15 protein-coding genes are annotated in these 18881 nt (G+C 50.3%); 5 read left to right on the top strand and 10 right to left on the bottom strand.

What is annotated here, in order from left to right; genetic code table 11:
* Nucleotides 1–236 (top strand): hypothetical protein (locus ACTBZS_RS00980; RefSeq protein ID WP_463043022.1); only part of this gene is annotated, 236 nt, incomplete at its 5' end.
* Between the two features lie 654 nt (nucleotides 237–890).
* On the opposite strand, the gene ACTBZS_RS00975 is transcribed toward ACTBZS_RS00980, so the two are convergent.
* The 7 genes from ACTBZS_RS00975 to ACTBZS_RS00945 form a co-directional block, all read right to left on the bottom strand.
* Nucleotides 891–1601: an ABC transporter ATP-binding protein gene (locus ACTBZS_RS00975; RefSeq protein WP_022652540.1), complete on the bottom strand. Its 711-nt coding sequence runs from the start codon at nucleotides 1599–1601 to the stop codon at nucleotides 891–893.
* A complete protein-coding gene (locus ACTBZS_RS00970; RefSeq protein ID WP_460431081.1) occupies nucleotides 1598–2368 on the bottom strand; it encodes an ABC transporter ATP-binding protein in 771 nt (256 codons plus the stop codon). Before ACTBZS_RS00970 ends, ACTBZS_RS00975 begins: the two co-directional genes overlap by 4 nt.
* Before the next feature lie 3 nt (nucleotides 2369–2371).
* Nucleotides 2372–3487 (bottom strand): ABC transporter permease subunit, encoded by a 1116-nt coding sequence (locus ACTBZS_RS00965; protein ID WP_022652542.1) that lies wholly within the window; start codon nucleotides 3485–3487, stop codon nucleotides 2372–2374.
* Between the two features lie 19 nt (nucleotides 3488–3506).
* A complete protein-coding gene (locus tag ACTBZS_RS00960) occupies nucleotides 3507–4436 on the bottom strand; it encodes a branched-chain amino acid ABC transporter permease (protein ID WP_460431082.1) in 930 nt (309 codons plus the stop codon).
* Nucleotides 4437–5095: 659 nt separating this feature from the next.
* A complete protein-coding gene (gene astA / locus ACTBZS_RS00955) occupies nucleotides 5096–6124 on the bottom strand; it encodes an arginine N-succinyltransferase (RefSeq protein WP_463043021.1) in 1029 nt (342 codons plus the stop codon).
* Entirely contained in the window at nucleotides 6118–7143 is a 1026-nt protein-coding gene (locus tag ACTBZS_RS00950) for an arginine N-succinyltransferase (RefSeq protein ID WP_463043020.1), read from the bottom strand. Before ACTBZS_RS00950 ends, astA begins: the two co-directional genes overlap by 7 nt.
* 4 nt (nucleotides 7144–7147) lie before the next feature.
* Nucleotides 7148–8365: an aspartate aminotransferase family protein gene (locus ACTBZS_RS00945; protein WP_463043019.1), complete on the bottom strand. Its 1218-nt coding sequence runs from the start codon at nucleotides 8363–8365 to the stop codon at nucleotides 7148–7150.
* A 357-nt stretch (nucleotides 8366–8722) separates the two neighbouring features.
* On the opposite strand from ACTBZS_RS00945, the gene ACTBZS_RS00940 reads away from it, so the two are divergent.
* Nucleotides 8723–10234 carry a methyl-accepting chemotaxis protein gene (locus ACTBZS_RS00940; protein WP_460431086.1) on the top strand — a complete coding sequence of 504 codons (1512 nt, stop codon included), beginning with the start codon at nucleotides 8723–8725 and terminating at the stop codon, nucleotides 10232–10234.
* Here the strand turns inward: ACTBZS_RS00940 and ACTBZS_RS00935 are convergent.
* Both ACTBZS_RS00935 and ACTBZS_RS00930 read right to left on the bottom strand, forming a co-directional pair.
* Complete coding sequence (locus ACTBZS_RS00935) at nucleotides 10212–10955, bottom strand: response regulator transcription factor (RefSeq protein ID WP_245556733.1); 744 nt, start codon at nucleotides 10953–10955, stop codon at nucleotides 10212–10214. The two genes, ACTBZS_RS00940 and ACTBZS_RS00935, sit on opposite strands and share 23 nt — an antisense overlap.
* Entirely contained in the window at nucleotides 10937–12997 is a 2061-nt protein-coding gene (locus tag ACTBZS_RS00930; protein ID WP_460431087.1) for a PAS-domain containing protein, read from the bottom strand. The genes ACTBZS_RS00935 and ACTBZS_RS00930 overlap by 19 nt, the downstream gene beginning before the upstream one ends.
* 164 nt (nucleotides 12998–13161) lie before the next feature.
* Here ACTBZS_RS00930 and ACTBZS_RS00925 point away from each other — a divergent pair, with 164 nt between their 5' ends.
* The 3 genes from ACTBZS_RS00925 to ACTBZS_RS00915 all read left to right on the top strand — a co-directional run bounded on the left by ACTBZS_RS00925 (nucleotide 13162) and on the right by ACTBZS_RS00915 (nucleotide 16889).
* On the top strand, nucleotides 13162–14805 hold the full coding sequence (locus tag ACTBZS_RS00925) for an acyl-CoA synthetase (protein ID WP_022652550.1): 1644 nt from the start codon (nucleotides 13162–13164) through the stop codon (nucleotides 14803–14805).
* A 102-nt stretch (nucleotides 14806–14907) separates the two neighbouring features.
* Nucleotides 14908–15219, top strand: a complete 312-nt coding sequence (locus tag ACTBZS_RS00920; RefSeq protein ID WP_460431089.1) for a DUF485 domain-containing protein — start codon at nucleotides 14908–14910, stop codon at nucleotides 15217–15219.
* Nucleotides 15216–16889: a cation acetate symporter gene (locus ACTBZS_RS00915; protein ID WP_022652552.1), complete on the top strand. Its 1674-nt coding sequence runs from the start codon at nucleotides 15216–15218 to the stop codon at nucleotides 16887–16889. The genes ACTBZS_RS00920 and ACTBZS_RS00915 overlap by 4 nt, the downstream gene beginning before the upstream one ends.
* A 93-nt stretch (nucleotides 16890–16982) precedes the next feature.
* On the opposite strand, the gene ACTBZS_RS00910 is transcribed toward ACTBZS_RS00915, so the two are convergent.
* Nucleotides 16983–18830 carry an extracellular solute-binding protein gene (locus ACTBZS_RS00910; protein ID WP_463043018.1) on the bottom strand — a complete coding sequence of 616 codons (1848 nt, stop codon included), beginning with the start codon at nucleotides 18828–18830 and terminating at the stop codon, nucleotides 16983–16985.
* Nucleotides 18831–18881: the final 51 nt, after the last annotated feature.

The raw sequence follows: 18881 nt of genomic DNA, 5'->3' as shown, positions 1-18881 counted from the left end.
GCTACACTCCGCTCGAGGCAATCTACCGCCAACAGTTTACGAGCGGAACATGGCAACAAAAAAACCGATCTTGGTGTCTCAAAAAATTTGACCGTTACACCATCGAGCTACAACAACAGCCGAGTGGGTCTGGTTTTATGTATAGCAATGGCCCGAATACGATTCGGGGCAAAGGCTCAGCTTTGCGGGTGGAAATTGGTCGAATGAGAGCAATAGAATGTGAGGCTAAGAAATAACGCGACTTGGCTAAATCAGTGGGCACAAAAGCAGTGCCCACGCTACCAGTTAAAACAAAAACGAATAGAAACGAAAAAAGCCCGATAACGGGCTTTTTTTATTGGAATTACTCTATCCCTTTAACAACAGGGCTGAATTACTACACAACACAGCAAGCAAAAGCAGTAAACAAAATGTCTTAATCCCTTTAACAACAGGGCTGAATTACTACCGTGTTGACGGGGAATATTGCGATGTCGAATGTGAAGTCTTAATCCCTTTAACAACAGGGCTGAATTACTACTGTAGTAGAGTACTGGGTGGAGAGTCGAAGTGACTGTCTTAATCCCTTTAACAACAGGGCTGAATTACTACCCTTCGCTCTGAATTTCCCTTACAAATCAAGGGCTTCTAGAGGGGGTTACCAACTTTTTAAAGATCGAAAAAGCTGGGCCGTTAATTGCAGTTATTCCTACAACGCGGCACATTCATTAAATATAGCAACACCACAACAACAACACAAGAAAAAATCACACCTGCACCAAACGATAACTTCGGCAGTGGACAAAAAAACCTGCCTACCCTTGGCTTAGCTGCCGGCCCCATCCGCCCCCCAGACAAAAAAATGCCACCCCTCACAGGGTGGCACAAGTCTCGTGAACGGTTGTCGGTGTTTATTCGCCCAAATAGGCTTTTTTCACCGCATCACTGTGTAGTAATTCTTGTGCAGGGCCGGACATAGTAATTTTACCGGACTCCATCACATAACCTCGGTCGGAGACTTCTAACGCCAACTTCGCGTTTTGTTCAACCAGTAAAATGGTCACACCCTGCTGAGAAATCATTTTCACAATTTCAAAGATTTTTTGCACGATAATCGGTGCTAAACCCATCGAAGGTTCGTCTAACAACAACAGCTTGGGTTTCGCCAAAATCGCACGTCCCATCGCTAACATCTGTTGTTCCCCGCCCGACAACGTCCCAGCCAACTGTTTATAGCGTTCTTTCAAACGAGGAAAGAGCTCGTAAACATGCTCGATTTCTGCGTTGATAGCATTTGGGTCGTTGCGGTAAAACGCGCCCATCCGCAGGTTTTCTTCAACGGTTAAGCGTGAAAATACACCACGGCCCTCGGGCACCAAGGACAAACCTTTCGACACAAAATGATGCACCGGAATTTTCGTGCAGTCGTTGCCATCGTAGCTAATCGAACCTGACTTAGGCTTGACCAAACCCACTAAGGTTTTCAAAGTCGTGGTTTTACCTGCACCGTTGGCACCAATCAGCGTCACCAATTCGCCTTGCTCAATATGCAAGTCGATCCCTTTTACCGCTTGAATGCCACCGTAGGCAACTTCAAGCTTTTTCACTTCAAGCAGGCTCATGCGTGGGCAGCTCCCAAATAGGCCTCGATCACGCGAGGATTGTTTTTCACCTCGGCAGGCAAACCTTCGGCAATTTTCTTACCGTAGTCCAGCACCGCAATCCGGTCACATAAAGTCATCATTAACTTCACATCGTGTTCAATCAACAACAACGTAACGCCGGTGGCGCGGATTTTTTCCATCAACACCTGCAAGTCTTCTGTCTCACGCGGGTTCATGCCAGCAGCAGGCTCATCCAAGGCCAACAAAGTCGGCTCGGTAGCCAAAGCACGCGCAATCTCTAAACGCCGTTGGTGACCATAGCTGAGGTTTTTTGCCCGTTCATTGGCCACTTCGGAAATGCCAACATAGGCCAACAGCTCACGCGCCCGTTGTCGGATGGCTTTTTCTTCGTTGCGAGTTTTTTTATCCCGCAACATCGCACCCAACGCCCCAGCAAAAGTACGGACATGACGGCCAACCATCACATTTTCCAACGCCGTCATTTCACCAAACAGACGGATGTTTTGGAATGTCCGAGCAATCCCTGCTTCCACAATCACATGCGGTTTTTTGCAGAACAGGTCTTTACCGTTAAAAGTAAACACCCCTTCATCAGGCTGATACAAACCGGTTAGCACGTTAAACAAAGTGGTTTTACCCGCCCCATTCGGGCCAATCAAACCGTAAATCTCACCTTTGTTGATCGTCAGCCCAACATCGTTGAGCGCATGCAGACCACCGAAGCGTTTGTGAATACCTTCAATTTTAAGTAGTGCTTCTGCCATGATTTACCCCTTGATTCCTTCTTGACGTGCCTGAGAATCAACAGCAGGCAAATCTTCGTCGAGGGCATCGTGGAACTCAGCTGCCCGACGCTTATTCGGCCACAGGCCTTCTGGACGCAACAACATCACCAAAATCAGCGCTAAACCGAACAACAACATCCGTGCATTTTCTGGATCGATCAACATTTTGCCAAAAACAGCCATTTGGACTGGGCCAATCACATCACGCAGCAATTCTGGGGTAATGGTCAGCAAAATCGCGCCCAAAATCACACCCGGAATATGTCCCATCCCGCCCAAGACCACCATCGCCAACACCATAATCGACTCTAACAAGCCGAAGGATTCTGGTGACACGAAACCTTGGAAGCTGGCAAACAAACCACCGGCAATCCCACCAAACACCGCACCGAGGGCAAAAGCCAACAGTTTGATGTTGCGAATGTTAATCCCCATGGCAGAAGCTGCAATGTCATCTTCACGCAATGCCACCCATGCCCGACCGATGCGAGAGTGTTGCAAACGCGAACACACAATCACGGTTAAGACGCAGAGAATCAGGAACAAGTAGTAGTAGAGATACACCGAGTTAATTTTGGTACCAAACAGCTCAATCGATTTACCTAAGCTTACGCCGGCAATTTCAACAGGGGCGATCATATTCACCCCTTGTGGGCCGTTGGTAATGTTGATTGGTGCGTTGAGGTTATTCATAAAAATCCGAATAATTTCCCCAAAACCTAAGGTCACAATCGCCAAGTAGTCACCGCGTAGTTTTAATACCGGTGTCCCCAACATAATCCCCGCACATGCAGCAAGAAAGGCTCCCACGGGTAAGATGGTCCACCACGGTAAGAAGATACCGAAGTGTGGCGAGTTGAGCAGCGCGTAGGTATAAGCCCCCACCGCATAGAAAGCGATAAACCCTAAATCAAGCAGGCCAGCAAAACCAACCACGATATTCAGGCCCAACGCCAGCATGATATACAGCAGGGCAAAATCGAGGGTACGGACCCAAGAATTCCCCAATGTCCCGCCGACAATAAAGGGTAGGCAGGCCAAACCAATCGCTGCCAAGCCGAAAACGGCCAGTTGTTTTACCTTGTTGACTTGTGTCATCTGTCTGTCTCCCAGTCAATCAAGCACGTTCGGCCACGCGTTCGCCCAACAAACCAGACGGACGGAACACCAACACTAAAATCAATACCATAAAGGCAAAGATGTCTTGATAGTGGCTGCCGAGGAAACCACCGGTTAAATCACCGATATAACCCGCGCCCAACGACTCAATCACCCCTAACAGAATGCCACCCACGACGGCACCACCAAGGTTGCCAATCCCACCTAACACCGCAGCAGTAAATGCTTTCAGACCAATCAAGAAGCCCATGTGCGAGTGTGCTTGGTCGTAGTTTGCCGCGACCATCACGCCAGCAATCGCGCCTAAACCGGCGCCAATCACAAAGGTCATCGAAATCACGGTGTTGACATTGACCCCCATCAAGCCAGCCACCGCTGGGTTTTGGCTGGTAGCACGCATGGCACGGCCAAGCTTGGTTTTTTCTACCATCAGCAACAAGCCAATCATGATGGCAATGGCCAAGAAGATAATGACGACTTGCAACACGGTAATCGAGGCACCAAAGATATTGACGCTATCGTGAGGCAACAAGGGAGGGAATGGGATGTAGTTACGACCCCAAATTAAGATGGCCAAGTTCTGCAACACAATCGACAGACCAATCGCCGTAATCAGCGGTGCTAAGCGCGGTGCATTACGCAATGGCCGATAGGCGACCCGTTCGATGGTGAAACCCAGCAACATACACACCGGAATTGCCACCATGAGGGCCAACAACACCATCACTGCCCCCGGTAAATCAACACCGGCATTGGCTAAAACACCCAATACGGTAATCGTTACCATGGCACCAATCATCGTCACTTCACCATGGGCAAAATTGATCAAGCCCATAATGCCGTACACCATGGTGTACCCAAGCGCAATCAGCGCATAAATACTGCCGAGCACCAGCCCATTCAGTATCTGTTGTAGAAAGATATCCACAGCAGGAACTCTCCTTTGCATGGGGTTAAACTTTGTCGAGCAACAAAGTTAAGCAAGGACAGGTCAGAAATTACACACCTCGTGACCCCGTCTTTTTTATTTGAAAAACCGCTTGCGCGGTATGGGGCGGATTATGGTTTTGACTGCCCACCCTGTCAACGCAATAAAAAAATTATTTGCTGCAGTTACGCTAACAGACTGGGGTTTTACACTACCTTAGCGCAGTTTTATGGAAAATTCCCCTATGTTTTCACTATTTTGCAATGTCGCAGCGCACAATAATCTGGCATAAAACATGCCCCAAAACAGGGAAACGCAGCACTGTTTTGCAACGCAATCTGCAGAATGTGAATATTTTTTTAAACGCGAGGAAAAGCCCTGTCACCCTATTGTTTTACTCGAAAAGGCCAACAATAGCTGTAGAGAAAATGGCATTTTTTCTGTCATAGCAGAAAAAATATTCCATAAATTGCATAAAAAGGGCAGAGCATGACCAAGAAAGCCGAAAATTATTTCGTCATGCCAAATTTGAGAAAGGTCAACGTAAAGTCTGCAAAATCATCGTTGAGAATCTTAAACAGTTTGAGTAGGAGACAACCGTGGGATGATTTCAGGATGCACTGCACCGAAATGGCGCAGCGCTGGTGATCACATCTATTTCACCGCACAGGCACTGGACAGGCCCGCACGGTATCGCCCACTTGTCGTAATAACGCTGCAGCCACACCGGATGTCAGCTCAATTTCTTGCCGCTCGTGATAACAGACAGCCGAAGCAAGCACCGCCCGAAACTGTTGATCCACTGTATTGCTCAGAAGATAGGGCGTAGCGGTTGCAGCAAGTTGTTCAACCACCCGCAATTGATAACACCGACTGGCAGCAATGGTACGAATGTGCTCAGTCGCAGCCACCAGCGTTGGCCCACCATCAAAAATATCGACGTAGCCTTGTTGCACAAACCCTTCATCACGCAACAGCGCTTCTGCTAACACCGTATCGGGATGCGTTTGCGCCAGCACTGCTTGAGCTTCAGCAGGCAGAAAATCCAGATAAACAGGATATTTCGGCATCATTTCTGCCACAAAAGCTTTGTGGCCGAGTCCTGTTAAACGATCCGCTTCGGCAAACTCAATTTGGAAAAAATGACGGCCTAGGCCTTCCCAAAAGGGAGAACGCCCTTGGCTATCACACACGCCGCGCAATTCAGAAATCACCCGAGAGGGAAAGCGGTCGATAAATTGTGCAATGAACAAAAATCGCGCCCGTGATAACAAAGCCCCGAACCCTTGGCCTCGGACACTCGGATCGAGATACAGTGAGCACAATTCAGCACAGCCGGTGTAGTCATTTGACAGAAATAAACTTTGATGTTGGCTCCAAATCCCTAAAGCAGGAGAAGCGTGTACCATCGTGCCAATCCGATAGTGATAACACGGCGCATCCAAACCCACCGCGCCACGAATCGCGCTGATCCCCAAGACTTGTTGCCGCGATTGATCTTCTAGCACGAATAAATAGTCGGCTTCAGCCAAGGGACTATTACCGGCAAAAGCACGCTGTGATGCAGTAATCCGTTGAGCAAGACGCGTTTCATCCACCGGCAAGGAAGTCACCCCCACCCCTGCGGCTGCCGCAAAGCGTAGCAAGATGGCAAGATCGGTTTCGGCAATTGGGCGCAGCACTAACATAACGATTCATCCACAGATAAAGCACTCACCACTTCCCCCTCGCGTAGCCCCAGTGCCGCGCATGTCTCTGCTGGGAGATACAGTTTATTGGCTTCGACCATACCAGCGGTGACAGTGGCGCGAAACTCGGCTGTGGCCGTGTTAGCTAAGAGATAAGGTTGGAGATGCGGTGATGAGGGGGGGGCTTGACGCACAAAATAGCGTTTTGCCGCTGCGATTGAACGGACATGATCGGTGCGTGCAACCAAAGTCGGGGCACCATCAAAAATGGCCAAATAATCTTCATCTTCAAAACCTTCTGCCATCAGAATCGACCACGGTAATTCAGCATCAGGATGAATTTGTCCAATCACATGCTGGGCAGCATCAGGTAACAAACTGACATATATTGGATAGCTGGGCATTAACTCCGCAACAAAGGTTTTACTGCGTGTGGCAACCAAATGCTGCGCTTGGGCGTAATCCATATGGAAAAACTTGCGCCCAATCGCTTCCCAAAATGGTGATATCCCTTTTTCATCACTCCACCCCACCATTTCTGCAATCAAACGCCGCGCAAAACGCTCGCGGTGTTGTGCGATAAACAATAAGCGTGCTCGCGACAACAGTTGTGCCGCATAAGGATGGGCGTGATAGGCAGGTTCTAAAAAGAAGGCACATAACTGGCTTTCGCCAGATAAATCATGACATAACGTTAAAGCGTGAATTTTATTGTGGACATCCAAGCTGGCGGAGGCATGGATAAGGGTTTCGTTACGATAGCTATAAAATGGCTCCGAAAACCCAGCCGCCGCCGCAATCGCCGCCGTCCCACACAACCGGCCTTCATCCTCCAACACAAATTGATAAAACTCGGTGCCATAGGTTGCCACATCGGTTTCAAACGAACGCACCGATAAACAAATGCGTTCGAATAAGGTATCTCTTTGATCGGGAAGATTGGTGACGCCCACCCCACTATCGTGAGCCATGCGTTCGATAGCAGGCAGGTCGGACACCCGTACCGGGCGAATGATCATCGCATTACCCTTGTTGAGCCACAAAACGAGCCAATGCACGATCCAAGCGTGCTAAGCCTTCATCAATGTCGGCATCGTCAATCACCAGCGAAGGGGCAAAACGCAACACATTCATCCCCGCCACCAACACAATCAACAATTCTTCTTCTGCTGCTTGCATCAGGGCTTTGGCTTGATTTTGATAACGCTCATTCATCACCGCACCCAACAACAGCCCCAAACCGCGCACTTCGGCAAAGACTTGATAACGGGCATTTAACGCTTCCAGCCCCGCTACTAAACGCTGATGTTTGGCTTTCACACCGGCGAGAGTGGACGGTGTATTGATGACATCCAACACCCGTTCTGCCACAGCACACGCCAAGGGATTGCCGCCATAGGTAGTACCGTGCGAGCCCACGCCAAAACTGGCCGCCACTTTTGCGGTACTTAAAATGGCCCCAATCGGGAAACCACCGCCCAACGACTTAGCCGAGGACAAAATATCGGGAGTCACGCCATATTCCATATAGGCGAACAACGAGCCCGAGCGCCCCATCCCTGTTTGCACTTCATCAAAAATCAGCAAAGCCTGATGACGGTCCGCAATTTCACGGGCAGCCGCTAAAAATTCACGCTGGGCTGGCAAAACACCGCCTTCACCCTGCACCGGCTCCACAATAATGGCGCAGGTATTGTCGTTGACGGCGGCTTCGAGCGCGGCAATGTCGTTATAAGGAATGTGCTCAATGCCAGATGGGGCAGGGGCGAACCCTTCAACATACTTTGGCTGTCCACCGGTCGAGACCGTGAATAAGGTTCGGCCATGAAATGAATTGAGGGTAGAGACAATATGGTGCTTATGTGGCCCAAAATGGTCGTGGGCATATTTACGCGCCAATTTCAAAGCAGCTTCGTTTGCCTCGGCACCGGAATTGCAGAAAAACACTTTTTCAGCAAAGGTCGCCGCTACCAATTTGCTGGCTAAACGCAGCGCCGGTTCGTTAGTCATCACATTCGAGACATGCCATAACTGTTGTGCTTGTTCTGTTAAGGCCTCGACTAAGGCGGGGTGGCAATGGCCAAGAGAATTCACTGCAATGCCGCCGGCAAAATCCACAAATTCACGCCCTGCTTGATCCCACAGACGCGCGCCACGCCCGCGCACCGGAATAAAGGCGGCAGGGGCATAGTTGGGAAACATCACTTCATCAAAGGTGGCGCGGGTGATCGCAGCAGACATCACAGTTCCTTTTCAATATTCAGTCGAAAAACACAGGCTAACAAAAACAGATTGCAATTGTTGATTTTGCAACAGAACCGCCAGATTAGGCGACAACTTTCACCGGCAAGTTTCATTGCCGCACGCAAACCGCGTGAGATTGGCAGGACAAATTATTTTTTTGGCATGACCCAACCCCCAGCAAAAAAAGCTATTGGGATTTTTTGCAAAGCAGCAAATCCCTGTCTTTACAAATATTTATCGCCCAACGCTTGACGCAAAACAAAATAAAACATACGTTTGAACCCCTCAATTCACCGTCGAGTGAAATAACGCATTAGGCAACACCCCATACTAATAACGAGAGGAAAACATCGTATGCAGCAACGCCCATCGCCGACAGAATGGTTTATCCCAGAACACATACGGCAACAACCCGAACAAATGATCCGCGCCCGCACCACTGTGGGCGTGGCACTTTTAGCTGGCACGATTGCCCCTCTCTTTGCCTTGTCCTATTTCAAACTGCAGCATCCAGCGATGGGGTGGGGGATTGTGTTAGGCGGGGCGTTAATGTTTGTGATGGCGTTTTTCTTACGTCTCAGTGGTGCGGTAACCGTTGTAGGCTATGCCGTCAGTGCCGTGATGTTTGGCATGGTGACATGGATGGTGTATGTCAACGGTGGCATTTTATCGACCAGCATCGTGTGGTATGCCTGTGTGCCGGTCGCAGCCACCTTTGTGTCAGGACGGCGAGCCGGCATGATTTGGGCGCTGTTGAGCTTTCTTTGCATTGGTTTGTTTTTATTTTTACACGGCCAAGCCGATGCCTTGCCCCATAGCCCGATTGCGGTGGAGCGGATTCCAGAGCTACAAGCAAAGTCACTGATTGGGCTGATTTTGGTGGTGTTGGCGCTGAGTTTGGCATTCGATAGTGCAAAAACCCGTGGTTTTGCCAAGTTGGAAATTGCCCGCGAACAAGCAGAAACCGCCAGACAACAGGTCAGCGAGATGCTGACACAATTAACCCGTTCGGTGCGCTCGGCCAGCCGCGAAAGCAAAGAGATTGCCGATTCCACGCATTTCATGGTGCAAACCATGGAGGCGCAAAGTGCGCGCACGCAAGGCATGGTGGTCACCGTACAACAAATGTCCACCCTTGCCGGCCAAACCGCTGGTCAATCAGAAGAAGCGGCACAAACCGCCCGTTCAGCCGGAGAAGAAGCCACGGACGGCGGCAATATTATGAATCAAGCGGTATATCGACTTGATGAAGCACAACAGGCAATTTTACTGTCTTCGCAGGCAATTGAAGAATTAGGGCGGCGTTCGAGCGAGATTCGCGGCATTATCGAAATGATTAACGAGATTGCCGAACAAACGAATTTGCTGGCCTTAAATGCAGCGATTGAAGCGGCCCGCGCCGGTGAAGCTGGGCGCGGTTTTGCGGTGGTCGCCGATGAAGTCCGCAAATTGGCCGAGCGTACCCAAGGTGCAACGCAAGACATTACTCAGCGCATTAACCTCATCACCAGCGGCACAGAATCAGCCCTCAACGCCATCCGACAGGGTTCTAGCCGGATGGCTGATGGCACCGAACATACGCGACAGGCACAACAGCGGTTGGAACAAATTATTCGTGGCGCGCAACAGATTGCCCGTATGTTAGGCCGTGCAGCGGAAGCCAATAAAACACAATCGGCAGGTTTCGATACCTTTAGCCATGACATCACTGATTTTGGTCAGGCCACGCTCGCCTTATCATCCGAAACCGCCTCGATTGCACGTTCTATCGCTCGTTTAGACAAACTGATGACCGAGTTGGGCGAATTTGTACGGCGTTTGGATGCAGAACGTGAAGACGAAGTTATTCCCACGTCACGGTACTGACAAACAAATAGCCAGCGCCATAGACGGTTTTAATTAAGCGCGGATTGTGGGTGTCATCGCCTAATTTACGGCGCAAACGCGAAATCCGCACATCAATACTGCGGTCAAACGGGGACATATCGTTTTGACCGAGTAATTGTTCACGCGGCAACACACGGTTTGGACGCTCGAGAAAACGCTGTAGCATTTGCCCTTCGCTGGCACTGATGGATTTTTTACTGCCATCCGGCGCAAACAAGGTATAGCTCTCGGGGTCGTAGCGCCAGCCAGAAAAACACGCAATTCGCGTATTGTCTGGCCCTAGTTCTGCCGCTTGTTCACAACGCCGCAGAATACTGCGCAAACGCGCCACCAATTCGCGGGGTTCAAACGGTTTCATCACATAGTCATCCGCGCCGATTTCCAAGCCCATGACGCGATCTCCGACATGACCTCGTCCGGTCAAAATCATCACGCCACAGCGGGTTTTCGCCCGTAGCTGACGCACGATTTCCATGCCGTCCATATCTGGCAAACCGAGGTCGATAATGCACAAATCGGGGGTCGCCGTCCGTAAGCGGCGGAACAGTTCGCTGCCGGTGCGGAAACACTCGCACTTGAATTGATAGTCGCGCAAGATGGTGGCGATTAAACGCGCCACCGACATATCGTCTTCTACCAGAAAAATCAATTTTTCCTGTCGAGTGGTGGTTTCCATAGCGGTTAAAGGGGTCGTTGACACATTATTACCTCATCCAGGACCTGTGATAACTGTTCCTGGGTAAACGGTTTTTCAAGAATAGGGACAGCCTGCAAGCTGGGATGCGAGACATTCGAACCCGCCGCATGACCACTCATCAACACCACCCGCAAATGCGGACGATGACGACGAGCAAAATCTGCCAAGGTGCGGCCATTCAGTTGGCCGGGCATCACCACATCTGACAGCAGCAGACCAATTTCAGCGATATTTTCCACCATTGCGGCGGCTTCATCACCATTTTCTGCTTCAAGGACAGGATAGCCCAAGCCAGTCAGTTGCAAACGCACAATCCGCCGCACTTCAGGATCATCCTCGGTTAACAGCACCAAGGGTTTGTCACGGCCACCCGCCCGACCGCTGAAATTCAAGCGTCCAGTCGGCACCGACTCCTCATCAGCGCAAGGCAAGAACAGCGATACCACCGTGCCTTTGCCCAATTGGCTATCGAGGCGAATACCGCCGCCAGATTGCTGCACAAAACCATACACCATCGCCAGCCCCAAGCCACTGCCCGAGCCAAAACGCTTGGTCGTAAAAAAGGGCTCGAACACGCGCATTTGGATGGTGGGGTCTATCCCAGTGCCGTTATCACGCACCGAAATGCGGATATATTCCCCCACCTGCATCTGGCAATCTTGCGCTTCTTCTTCGGTCAGTGGATGGCGAGTGGCTTCAATTAACAATTCGCCACCTTCAGGCATCGCATCACGGGCATTGAGCACCAAATTAAGGATGGCGCTTTCCAGTTGATGCGGGTCAACCGTGGCATATAGCGGTGTCTCACCCAGTGCCGTGTTCATGGTGATATTTTCCGGCAACGAACGCCGCAATAATTTCATCATGCCAAGAATCAAACCGCCGATTTGTACGGTTTTGGGTTCGAGTGGCTGTTGTCGCGAGAAAGACAATAAACGCTTAATCAGCTCGACGCCGCGCTCGGCAGCATGGAGCGCAGGCTCTAAAAATTCGGTCACTTGTGGGTCTTGCCCACAACGATTTTGTAACTCGGCCAAGTTACCAATCACCACCGTCAACATATTGTTAAAGTCGTGCGCCAGCCCACCGGCCAGTTGCCCCACGGCTTCCATTTTCTGCGCTTGAACCAAGGCAGCTTGTGTATGTTTTTGCTCAGTAATGTCAAATGACAGCACAAAACACCCTAACACCTTCCCCTCTGGCGAGACCTCGGGCACCAAGGTGCTGCGGGCAAAAATGGTGCTGCCGTCCTCTTTTTCCATCGAATATTCATACGTGACGCGCTCCCCAGTCAGCGCCTGTTCAACATAACTTTTGACGGCGGCATAGAACTTAATCCCGAGCGCCGCTTCGATATGGTGGCCTACGATGTGCTCATTACGGCGACCAAACCAATCAGCGTAGCCGCGATTGGCATAGCGATAGACTTGTTCATGGTCAAAATAGGCAATCAGAGCCGGAATGGTATCGGTCATCAGCCGCAATCGTTCCTCACTGCGTTGCAATGCAGCAGTCATTTGACTGTTGATTTCACTGGCTTCGCGCAAGCGCGCATTGGCCGCTTCAAGTTCAGCCGTTCGCCGCCGCACACTGTCTTCGAGTTGAGCATGATGTTGTTGTACCACCTGCTCTAAAGCGCGCTGTTCTGTGATGTCGGTATATAACGTGATGTAACCAAGTTCGGGCAAAAACTCGCCATGTAGCTTCAAAATGCGCCCATTTGGCCGCACCCATTCGGTTTGATCGGTTAATACCGCCCGTGCTTGCTCCACAATCAGCCGCACCCGTTGTTCAGCATCGCCTTCGCCATATTCTCCATGCAGTGCGTTATGACGAATAAACGCTTCAAACGGTGTTCCCACTTTTGGCAGCGACTCGGGGAAGTCTAAAAGCTGTAAAAAGCGACGATTCCACGCCATTAAGCGTAGATCTGTATCGAACAGCGTCAGACCCTGATCTAGCCAATCTAAGCCCACCAGTAAATGCTCATGGAGATGAGTTTGGGGTTCGTTAGCCGAAGGGGCTGGACGGACGCTTTCAGTCATAGAAAACCTCATACAATAAAGACCGCGCTGCGCAAAAAGCAGGCGCATAGTGAACTAAAAACACCACAAAATGGTGCACTGCAAACATTCGTTACGATTGGTACAAAGTTTTGCAAATTGTTCCATGAATTATGAACGGATAAAAACCAAATGAAGGAGAACTCATGCAAGCGGCTAACCCCTATCAAATCGGTTTGGACAAAACCCCTGCTAATCACGTTTCTTTGTCGCCTCTGACGTTTTTAGAGCGCGCAGCAACAGTTTATCCAAATACCATTTCCGTCATTCACGGCGATCAGCGTTTTACTTGGCAAGAAACCTATGCCCGCTGCCGTCGTCTGGCTTCTGCTTTACAACAACGCGGCATCGGTAAAGGGGATACCGTTGCGGTGATGTTACCTAACATCCCAGCCATGGTTGAATGTCATTTTGGCATCCCTATGACCGGTGCGGTGCTCAACACCCTCAACACTCGCTTAGATGCCGAGGCAATTGCCTTTATGCTCAAGCATGGTGAAGCCAAGGTATTGATTACCGACCGCGAATTCTCTGACACCATCGCCGGTGCATTGAAATTGTTGGAACAGCCTCCGCTGGTGATTGATGTCGATGATGTCGTTTACACCGGCAGCGGTAAATGCTTAGGTGAAATCGAATACGAAGCCTTCATTGCTACAGGCGATGCCAATTTTGCTTGGGGTATGCCAGCCGACGAGTGGGAAGCGATTGCCCTGAACTACACCTCGGGCACCACCGGCAACCCGAAAGGTGTGGTTTACCACCATCGCGGCGCGTATTTGAACGCGGTTTGTAACATCTTGGAATGGGGCATGCCACGCCATGCGGTGTATCTGTGGACGCTGCCGATGTTCCATTGCAATGGCTGGTGCTTCCCGTGGACGATGGCAGCCAATGTTGGCACTAATGTTTGCTTACGCCGTATTGATGCCCGCGCCATCTTTGATCTGATCAAAGAACACAAAGTGACGCACTACTGTGCCGCCCCGATTGTTCACAATTTGCTGATCAATGCCCCTGCTGATTGCAAAGAAGGCATTGAACACGGTGTGAATTGCTTGGTTGCCGGCGCTGCACCACCCTCATCGGTGATTGAAGGCATGGAAAAACTGGGTTTCAACATCACCCACGTTTACGGCCTGACTGAAACCTATGGCCCTGCTTCGGTGTGTGCTAAACATCCAGAGTGGGATAACCTCACCTTGGCTGATCGCACCGAGAAAAATGGTCGTCAAGGCGTGCGCTATTCGATGCAAGATGGCATGACCGTCATGGATCCTAACACCATGACCGAAGTGCCACATGATGGCGAAACCATGGGCGAAATTATGTTCCGTGGTAATTTGGTGATGAAGGGTTATCTGAAAAACCCCGATGCTACCAATGAATCTTTAGCCGGCGGCTGGTTCCATACCGGTGACTTGGCGGTGATTCAACCTGATGGCTACATCAAAATTAAAGACCGTTCCAAAGACGTGATTATCTCGGGTGGTGAGAACATTTCTTCGATTGAGGTGGAAGACGTGTTGTGCCGCTATCCCGGCGTGATTACAGCGGCGGTGGTTGCCTTGCCAGATCCAAAATGGGGTGAAGTGCCTTGCGCCTTCGTTGAATTAGCCGAAGGCTTAGAGGGCAATGAACAAGCGGTGATCGAGTATTGCCGTGAACACCTCGCTCGCTTCAAAGTGCCAAAACAAATTCACTTTGGCCCAATTCCCAAAACCTCGACCGGTAAGATTCAGAAGTTCCTGCTGCGCCAACAGGTGAAGTCGGCCTCTGCCATCGAGTAATCGTATTACCCCCTGTTTCACCTACCCCATCAACCTGCACAACGGGTTGATTGGGGTAGTTTCACCCAGAAAAACCTAAAAACGTATCGAGAAGGATGAAATATGAGCAAAGACCTATATCAACGCATGCGCGACAACCCGCGCTTTAATGAGTTGGTCACTAAACGTTCACGCCTCGCTTGGGGTCTCGCTATTCTGACCTTGGTGATTTACTACACCTATATGATGCTGGTTGCATTTAACCCTAAAGTGTTACACGCTACCTTATCCGAAGGCGGCATGTTGACAGTGGGTGTGCCAGCCGGTGCTTTTATTATCTTTATCACTTGGGCCATGACCGGTTATTACGTCTGGCGTGCAAACACCGAGTTTGACTCCCTCAACGAAGAAATCGTGAAGGAGGCTAAAAAATGAAAAAATTTGTTTCCGGTTTAACAGGCGTTGCCCTGAGCTTGGCAACCACTTTAGCCATCGCTGGCCCTGCAGCGAGTGGCGTAGTAGAAAAACAGCCATTGAACATTCACGCCATCGTGATGTTCTTTATCTTCGTGCTCGGCACCTTGGCCATCACTTGGTGGGCGGCGAGTAAGACACAATCGACCTCCGATTTCTATACGGCAGGCGGCGGCATCACTGGCTTCCAGAATGGTTTGGCGATTGCGGGTGACTATATGTCCGCAGCCACTTTGTTGGGTCTGTCCAGCTTGGTGTTCTCTAAAGGCTATGACGGCTTTATCTATACCGTTGGTTTCTTCGTCGGCTGGCCGATCATCACCTTCCTGATGGCGGAACGTCTGCGTAACTTGGGTCGTTTTACCTTTGCTGATATTGCTTCCTATCGCCTCGACCAAACCAAAATTCGGACTTTTGCCGCATTTGGTTCGCTAACAGTGGTGTGTTTCTATCTGATCGTACAGATGGTGGGTGCGGGTCAGCTGATTCAGTTGCTGTTCGGTCTGGATTACCCTATCGCTGTGGTGGTAGTGGGTGTCTTGATGCTGGTGTATGTGATTTTCGGCGGCATGATTGCAACCACTTGGGTGCAAATCATTAAAGCGGTGTTGTTGTTGGTGGGTGGTACTACGCTGGCAGCGTTGGCGATGAGCGAGTTTGGTTTCAGCTACGAAACACTGGCACAACAAGCTGTTGAAACACACAAAGATGGCTTCAAAATGATGGGCCCAGGCCCAATGTTGGCCGACCCAATCAATGCCGCATCGATGTCCTTGGGCTTGGTGTTTGGTATTGCTGGTTTGCCACACATCATGATGCGTTTCTTCACAGTGCCAAACGCTAAAGAAGCACGTAAATCGGTGTTCTACGCAACAGGTTTCATCGGTTTCTTCTTCTTGGTGGTATGTACCATTGGTTTTGCTGCAATCGTGATGATCGGTAAAGATCCACAATACTTTGTCGGTGGTGAGCTGGGCGGCAAGTTGATCGGTGGTGGCAACATGGTTGCAATGCACATGGCGAAAGCGGTGGGCGGCAACTTGTTCTTAGGTTTCTTGTCTGCGGTGGCGTTTGCAACGATTTTGGCTGTGGTGGCAGGTTTGGCCTTGGCTGGTGCATCGGCAGTGTCGCATGACTTGTATGCAACCGTGATCAAAAAAGGCAAAGCCAACGAGAAAGACGAACTGAAAGTATCGCGTATCGCTACTATCGTGTTGGGCTTGATTGCTGTGGTGTTGGGTATTCTGTTCGAGAAGATGAACGTTGCATTCTTGGTCGGTTTGACCTTCGGTGTAGCGGCTTCGACTAACTTCCCAATCTTGTTGTTGTCGATGTACTGGAAACCATTGACCACTCGCGGCGCTTTGGCCGGTGGTTTTGTGGGTCTGATCTCGGCGGTGTCTTTCGTGGTGTTGTCGAAGTCGGTGTGGGTGACTGTGTTGGGTAACGAAGCAGAAATCTTCCCATACGAACATCCAGCTTTGTTCTCCATGCCGCTGGCCTTCTTGGTCACCATGGTGGTGTCGCTGTTGGATAACTCGCATCAAGCCACTGAAGAACGTGCTCGTTTCGACGATCAATTCGTTCGTGCACAGACTGGTGTAGGTGCTGCAGCTGCATCGAACCACTAATTATTAGTGTGGTTGTATTAAAGAAAGGCCAACAGTTCGCTGTTGGCCTTTTTGTTTGAGGGAAGAATCGGTGTATCCCCCTTTTATCGCGTGTTACTGTTTCCCCTGCATCTCAGGTTTTTGCCACCAAGTATGAATCATCCATTCTTGAGCCTGATAATACAAAGGCAGTTGTTGGGGATAGGCAAATTTATCCCACCATGCCACGCGATGGGTAGCCAAGTGCCAATTTGGTACCAGCAAATACTCTGCCCGTAACACCCGATCTAATGCCCGTGAAGCGGTGACCAATTCATTGCGGTCACGGAATGACACAAAATGATCTAACAAACGCTCTAAAGCCGGATGTTTCACTCCCGCTAAATTCAACGAACCCAACTGATCGGCGCTGGCAGTGGAAAAATAATCGCGCAACTCATTCCCCGGCGACAACGACATCCCATACACTGCCACCGTCATATCAAAATCAAACTGATTGAGCTTTTGTTGGTAAATACTCGAATCCACCGTGCGGATAGCCAACTCAATCCCCAAACGGGCAAGGTTGCGTTGATATGGCGCGACAATCCGCTCATAGGTTTTAGAAAAGGTTAAAAACTCAAAACGGAATGGCCGTCCTTGTGCATCAACCAATTTGCCTTCAGGGGACAACAACCAGCCGGCCTCAAACAATAACTGCCGCGCCTGCAGCAGATTATTTCGCAGGGCAAACGCATCTGGTGAAGCCGGTAAGGTGACGGCAGGGCCAAACACCGCAGCAGGCAGATGTTCACGCAAGGGATTGAGCAAAGCCAATTCAGCCGCCGAGGGTGTGCCCTGTGCTGCTAATTCGCTATTGGAAAAATAACTTTGGCTGCGGCGATATTGGCCATAAAACAGCTGTCGATTGGCCCAATCGAAATCAAACGCCAAAGCCAAAGCCTGCCGCACGCGCCGATCGGCAAATACCGCACGGCGTTGGTTCATCACAAACCCCTGCATCCCCGTCGGGTTTTGGTTGGGGAAGGTGTGTTTCAAAATCCGCTTTTCATCAAAAGCCGCGCCGCGATACGAACGTGCCCATGTTTTAGCGATATTTTCTGCGACCACATCAAATTCACCAGCCTTAAATGCCTCCAGACGCACAGTGTCATCTAATAGATAGCGAAAGCGGATGCGGTCAAAGTTAAACATGCCGCGCCGCACTGGGTGATTTTTCGCCCAATAGTGGGGATTCTTTTTAAATTCGCTGTTTTTCCCAAGTTGATATTTCGTCAACAGATAGGGCCCTGAAGCCAAAGGCGGGGTTAGAGGCTGTTTACCGAGTTGGCCTTGCCCGCCCCAGCGCCGAGAAAACACCGGCAATTCGGCAATAATCATGTGCAATTCAGCATTGCGACGTTTGAAATCGAAACGGATGTGGCGTTTATCTAACACCTCCGCTTGTTTGATATCGCTCCAATAGGCGCGAAAGCGCGGATGGGCGGCAGGGTCTTGGGTTAGGGTATCGAAACTGTGTTTGACATCCGCCGCTTCAACTACCGAACCATCGCTAAACCGTGCAGCGGCATTCAAGCGAAACGTGACCGACAAGCCATCTTCTGCCAAAGCAATGTCTTCTGCCAACAAACCATAAACAGTAAAAGGCTCATCCCATGATTTTTCTGCCAGCGAATCAAATAACAGCATGGCAATACCGGCTTCTTTGTCGCCTTTCAAGGTAAAAGGATTGAGGGTGTCAAAACCGCCAAGGGCAGGTAAAGTCAGCGTGCCACCTTGTGGTGCCGTGGGATTCACATAGTCAAAATGGGAAAAATGCGGTGGATATTTCGGTGTGTAGCCCAAAGCAACCGCTGGCGCACTCCATGCCGCAGGGCTCACTATCAGGCCAATCACCAGCATCCACCACGCTATGACGTGGCCGATTGGCTGCTTCAGCCACAGCTTTACAGATAGCGACATAAATAAATCCGTTGAAAATCGGTGGTCGGATTATAAGACCGGCCATCGGGG

It is taken from the genome of Aquaspirillum sp. (assembly GCF_055136605.1).
The sequence above is the reverse complement of the archived record's forward strand: the minus strand, read 5'-3'. Positions and strand labels throughout refer to the sequence as shown.

Bases quoted from the DNA above. Each gene is read 5' to 3' on its own strand.
- ACTBZS_RS00975 (WP_022652540.1), bottom strand. From the start codon at position 1,601: ATGAGCCTGCTTGAAGTGAAAAAGCTTGAAGTTGCCTACGGTGGCATT.
- ACTBZS_RS00970 (WP_460431081.1), bottom strand. From the start codon at position 2,368: ATGGCAGAAGCACTACTTAAAATTGAAGGTATTCACAAACGCTTCGGT.
- ACTBZS_RS00965 (WP_022652542.1), bottom strand. From the start codon at position 3,487: ATGACACAAGTCAACAAGGTAAAACAACTGGCCGTTTTCGGCTTGGCA.
- astA (WP_463043021.1), bottom strand. From the start codon at position 6,124: ATGTTAGTGCTGCGCCCAATTGCCGAAACCGATCTTGCCATCTTGCTA.
- ACTBZS_RS00950 (WP_463043020.1), bottom strand. From the start codon at position 7,143: ATGATCATTCGCCCGGTACGGGTGTCCGACCTGCCTGCTATCGAACGC.
- ACTBZS_RS00945 (WP_463043019.1), bottom strand. From the start codon at position 8,365: ATGTCTGCTGCGATCACCCGCGCCACCTTTGATGAAGTGATGTTTCCC.
- ACTBZS_RS00940 (WP_460431086.1), top strand. From the start codon at position 8,723: ATGCAGCAACGCCCATCGCCGACAGAATGGTTTATCCCAGAACACATA.
- ACTBZS_RS00930 (WP_460431087.1), bottom strand. From the start codon at position 12,997: ATGACTGAAAGCGTCCGTCCAGCCCCTTCGGCTAACGAACCCCAAACT.
- ACTBZS_RS00925 (WP_022652550.1), top strand. From the start codon at position 13,162: ATGCAAGCGGCTAACCCCTATCAAATCGGTTTGGACAAAACCCCTGCT.
- ACTBZS_RS00920 (WP_460431089.1), top strand. From the start codon at position 14,908: ATGAGCAAAGACCTATATCAACGCATGCGCGACAACCCGCGCTTTAAT.
- ACTBZS_RS00915 (WP_022652552.1), top strand. From the start codon at position 15,216: ATGAAAAAATTTGTTTCCGGTTTAACAGGCGTTGCCCTGAGCTTGGCA.
- ACTBZS_RS00910 (WP_463043018.1), bottom strand. From the start codon at position 18,830: ATGTCGCTATCTGTAAAGCTGTGGCTGAAGCAGCCAATCGGCCACGTC.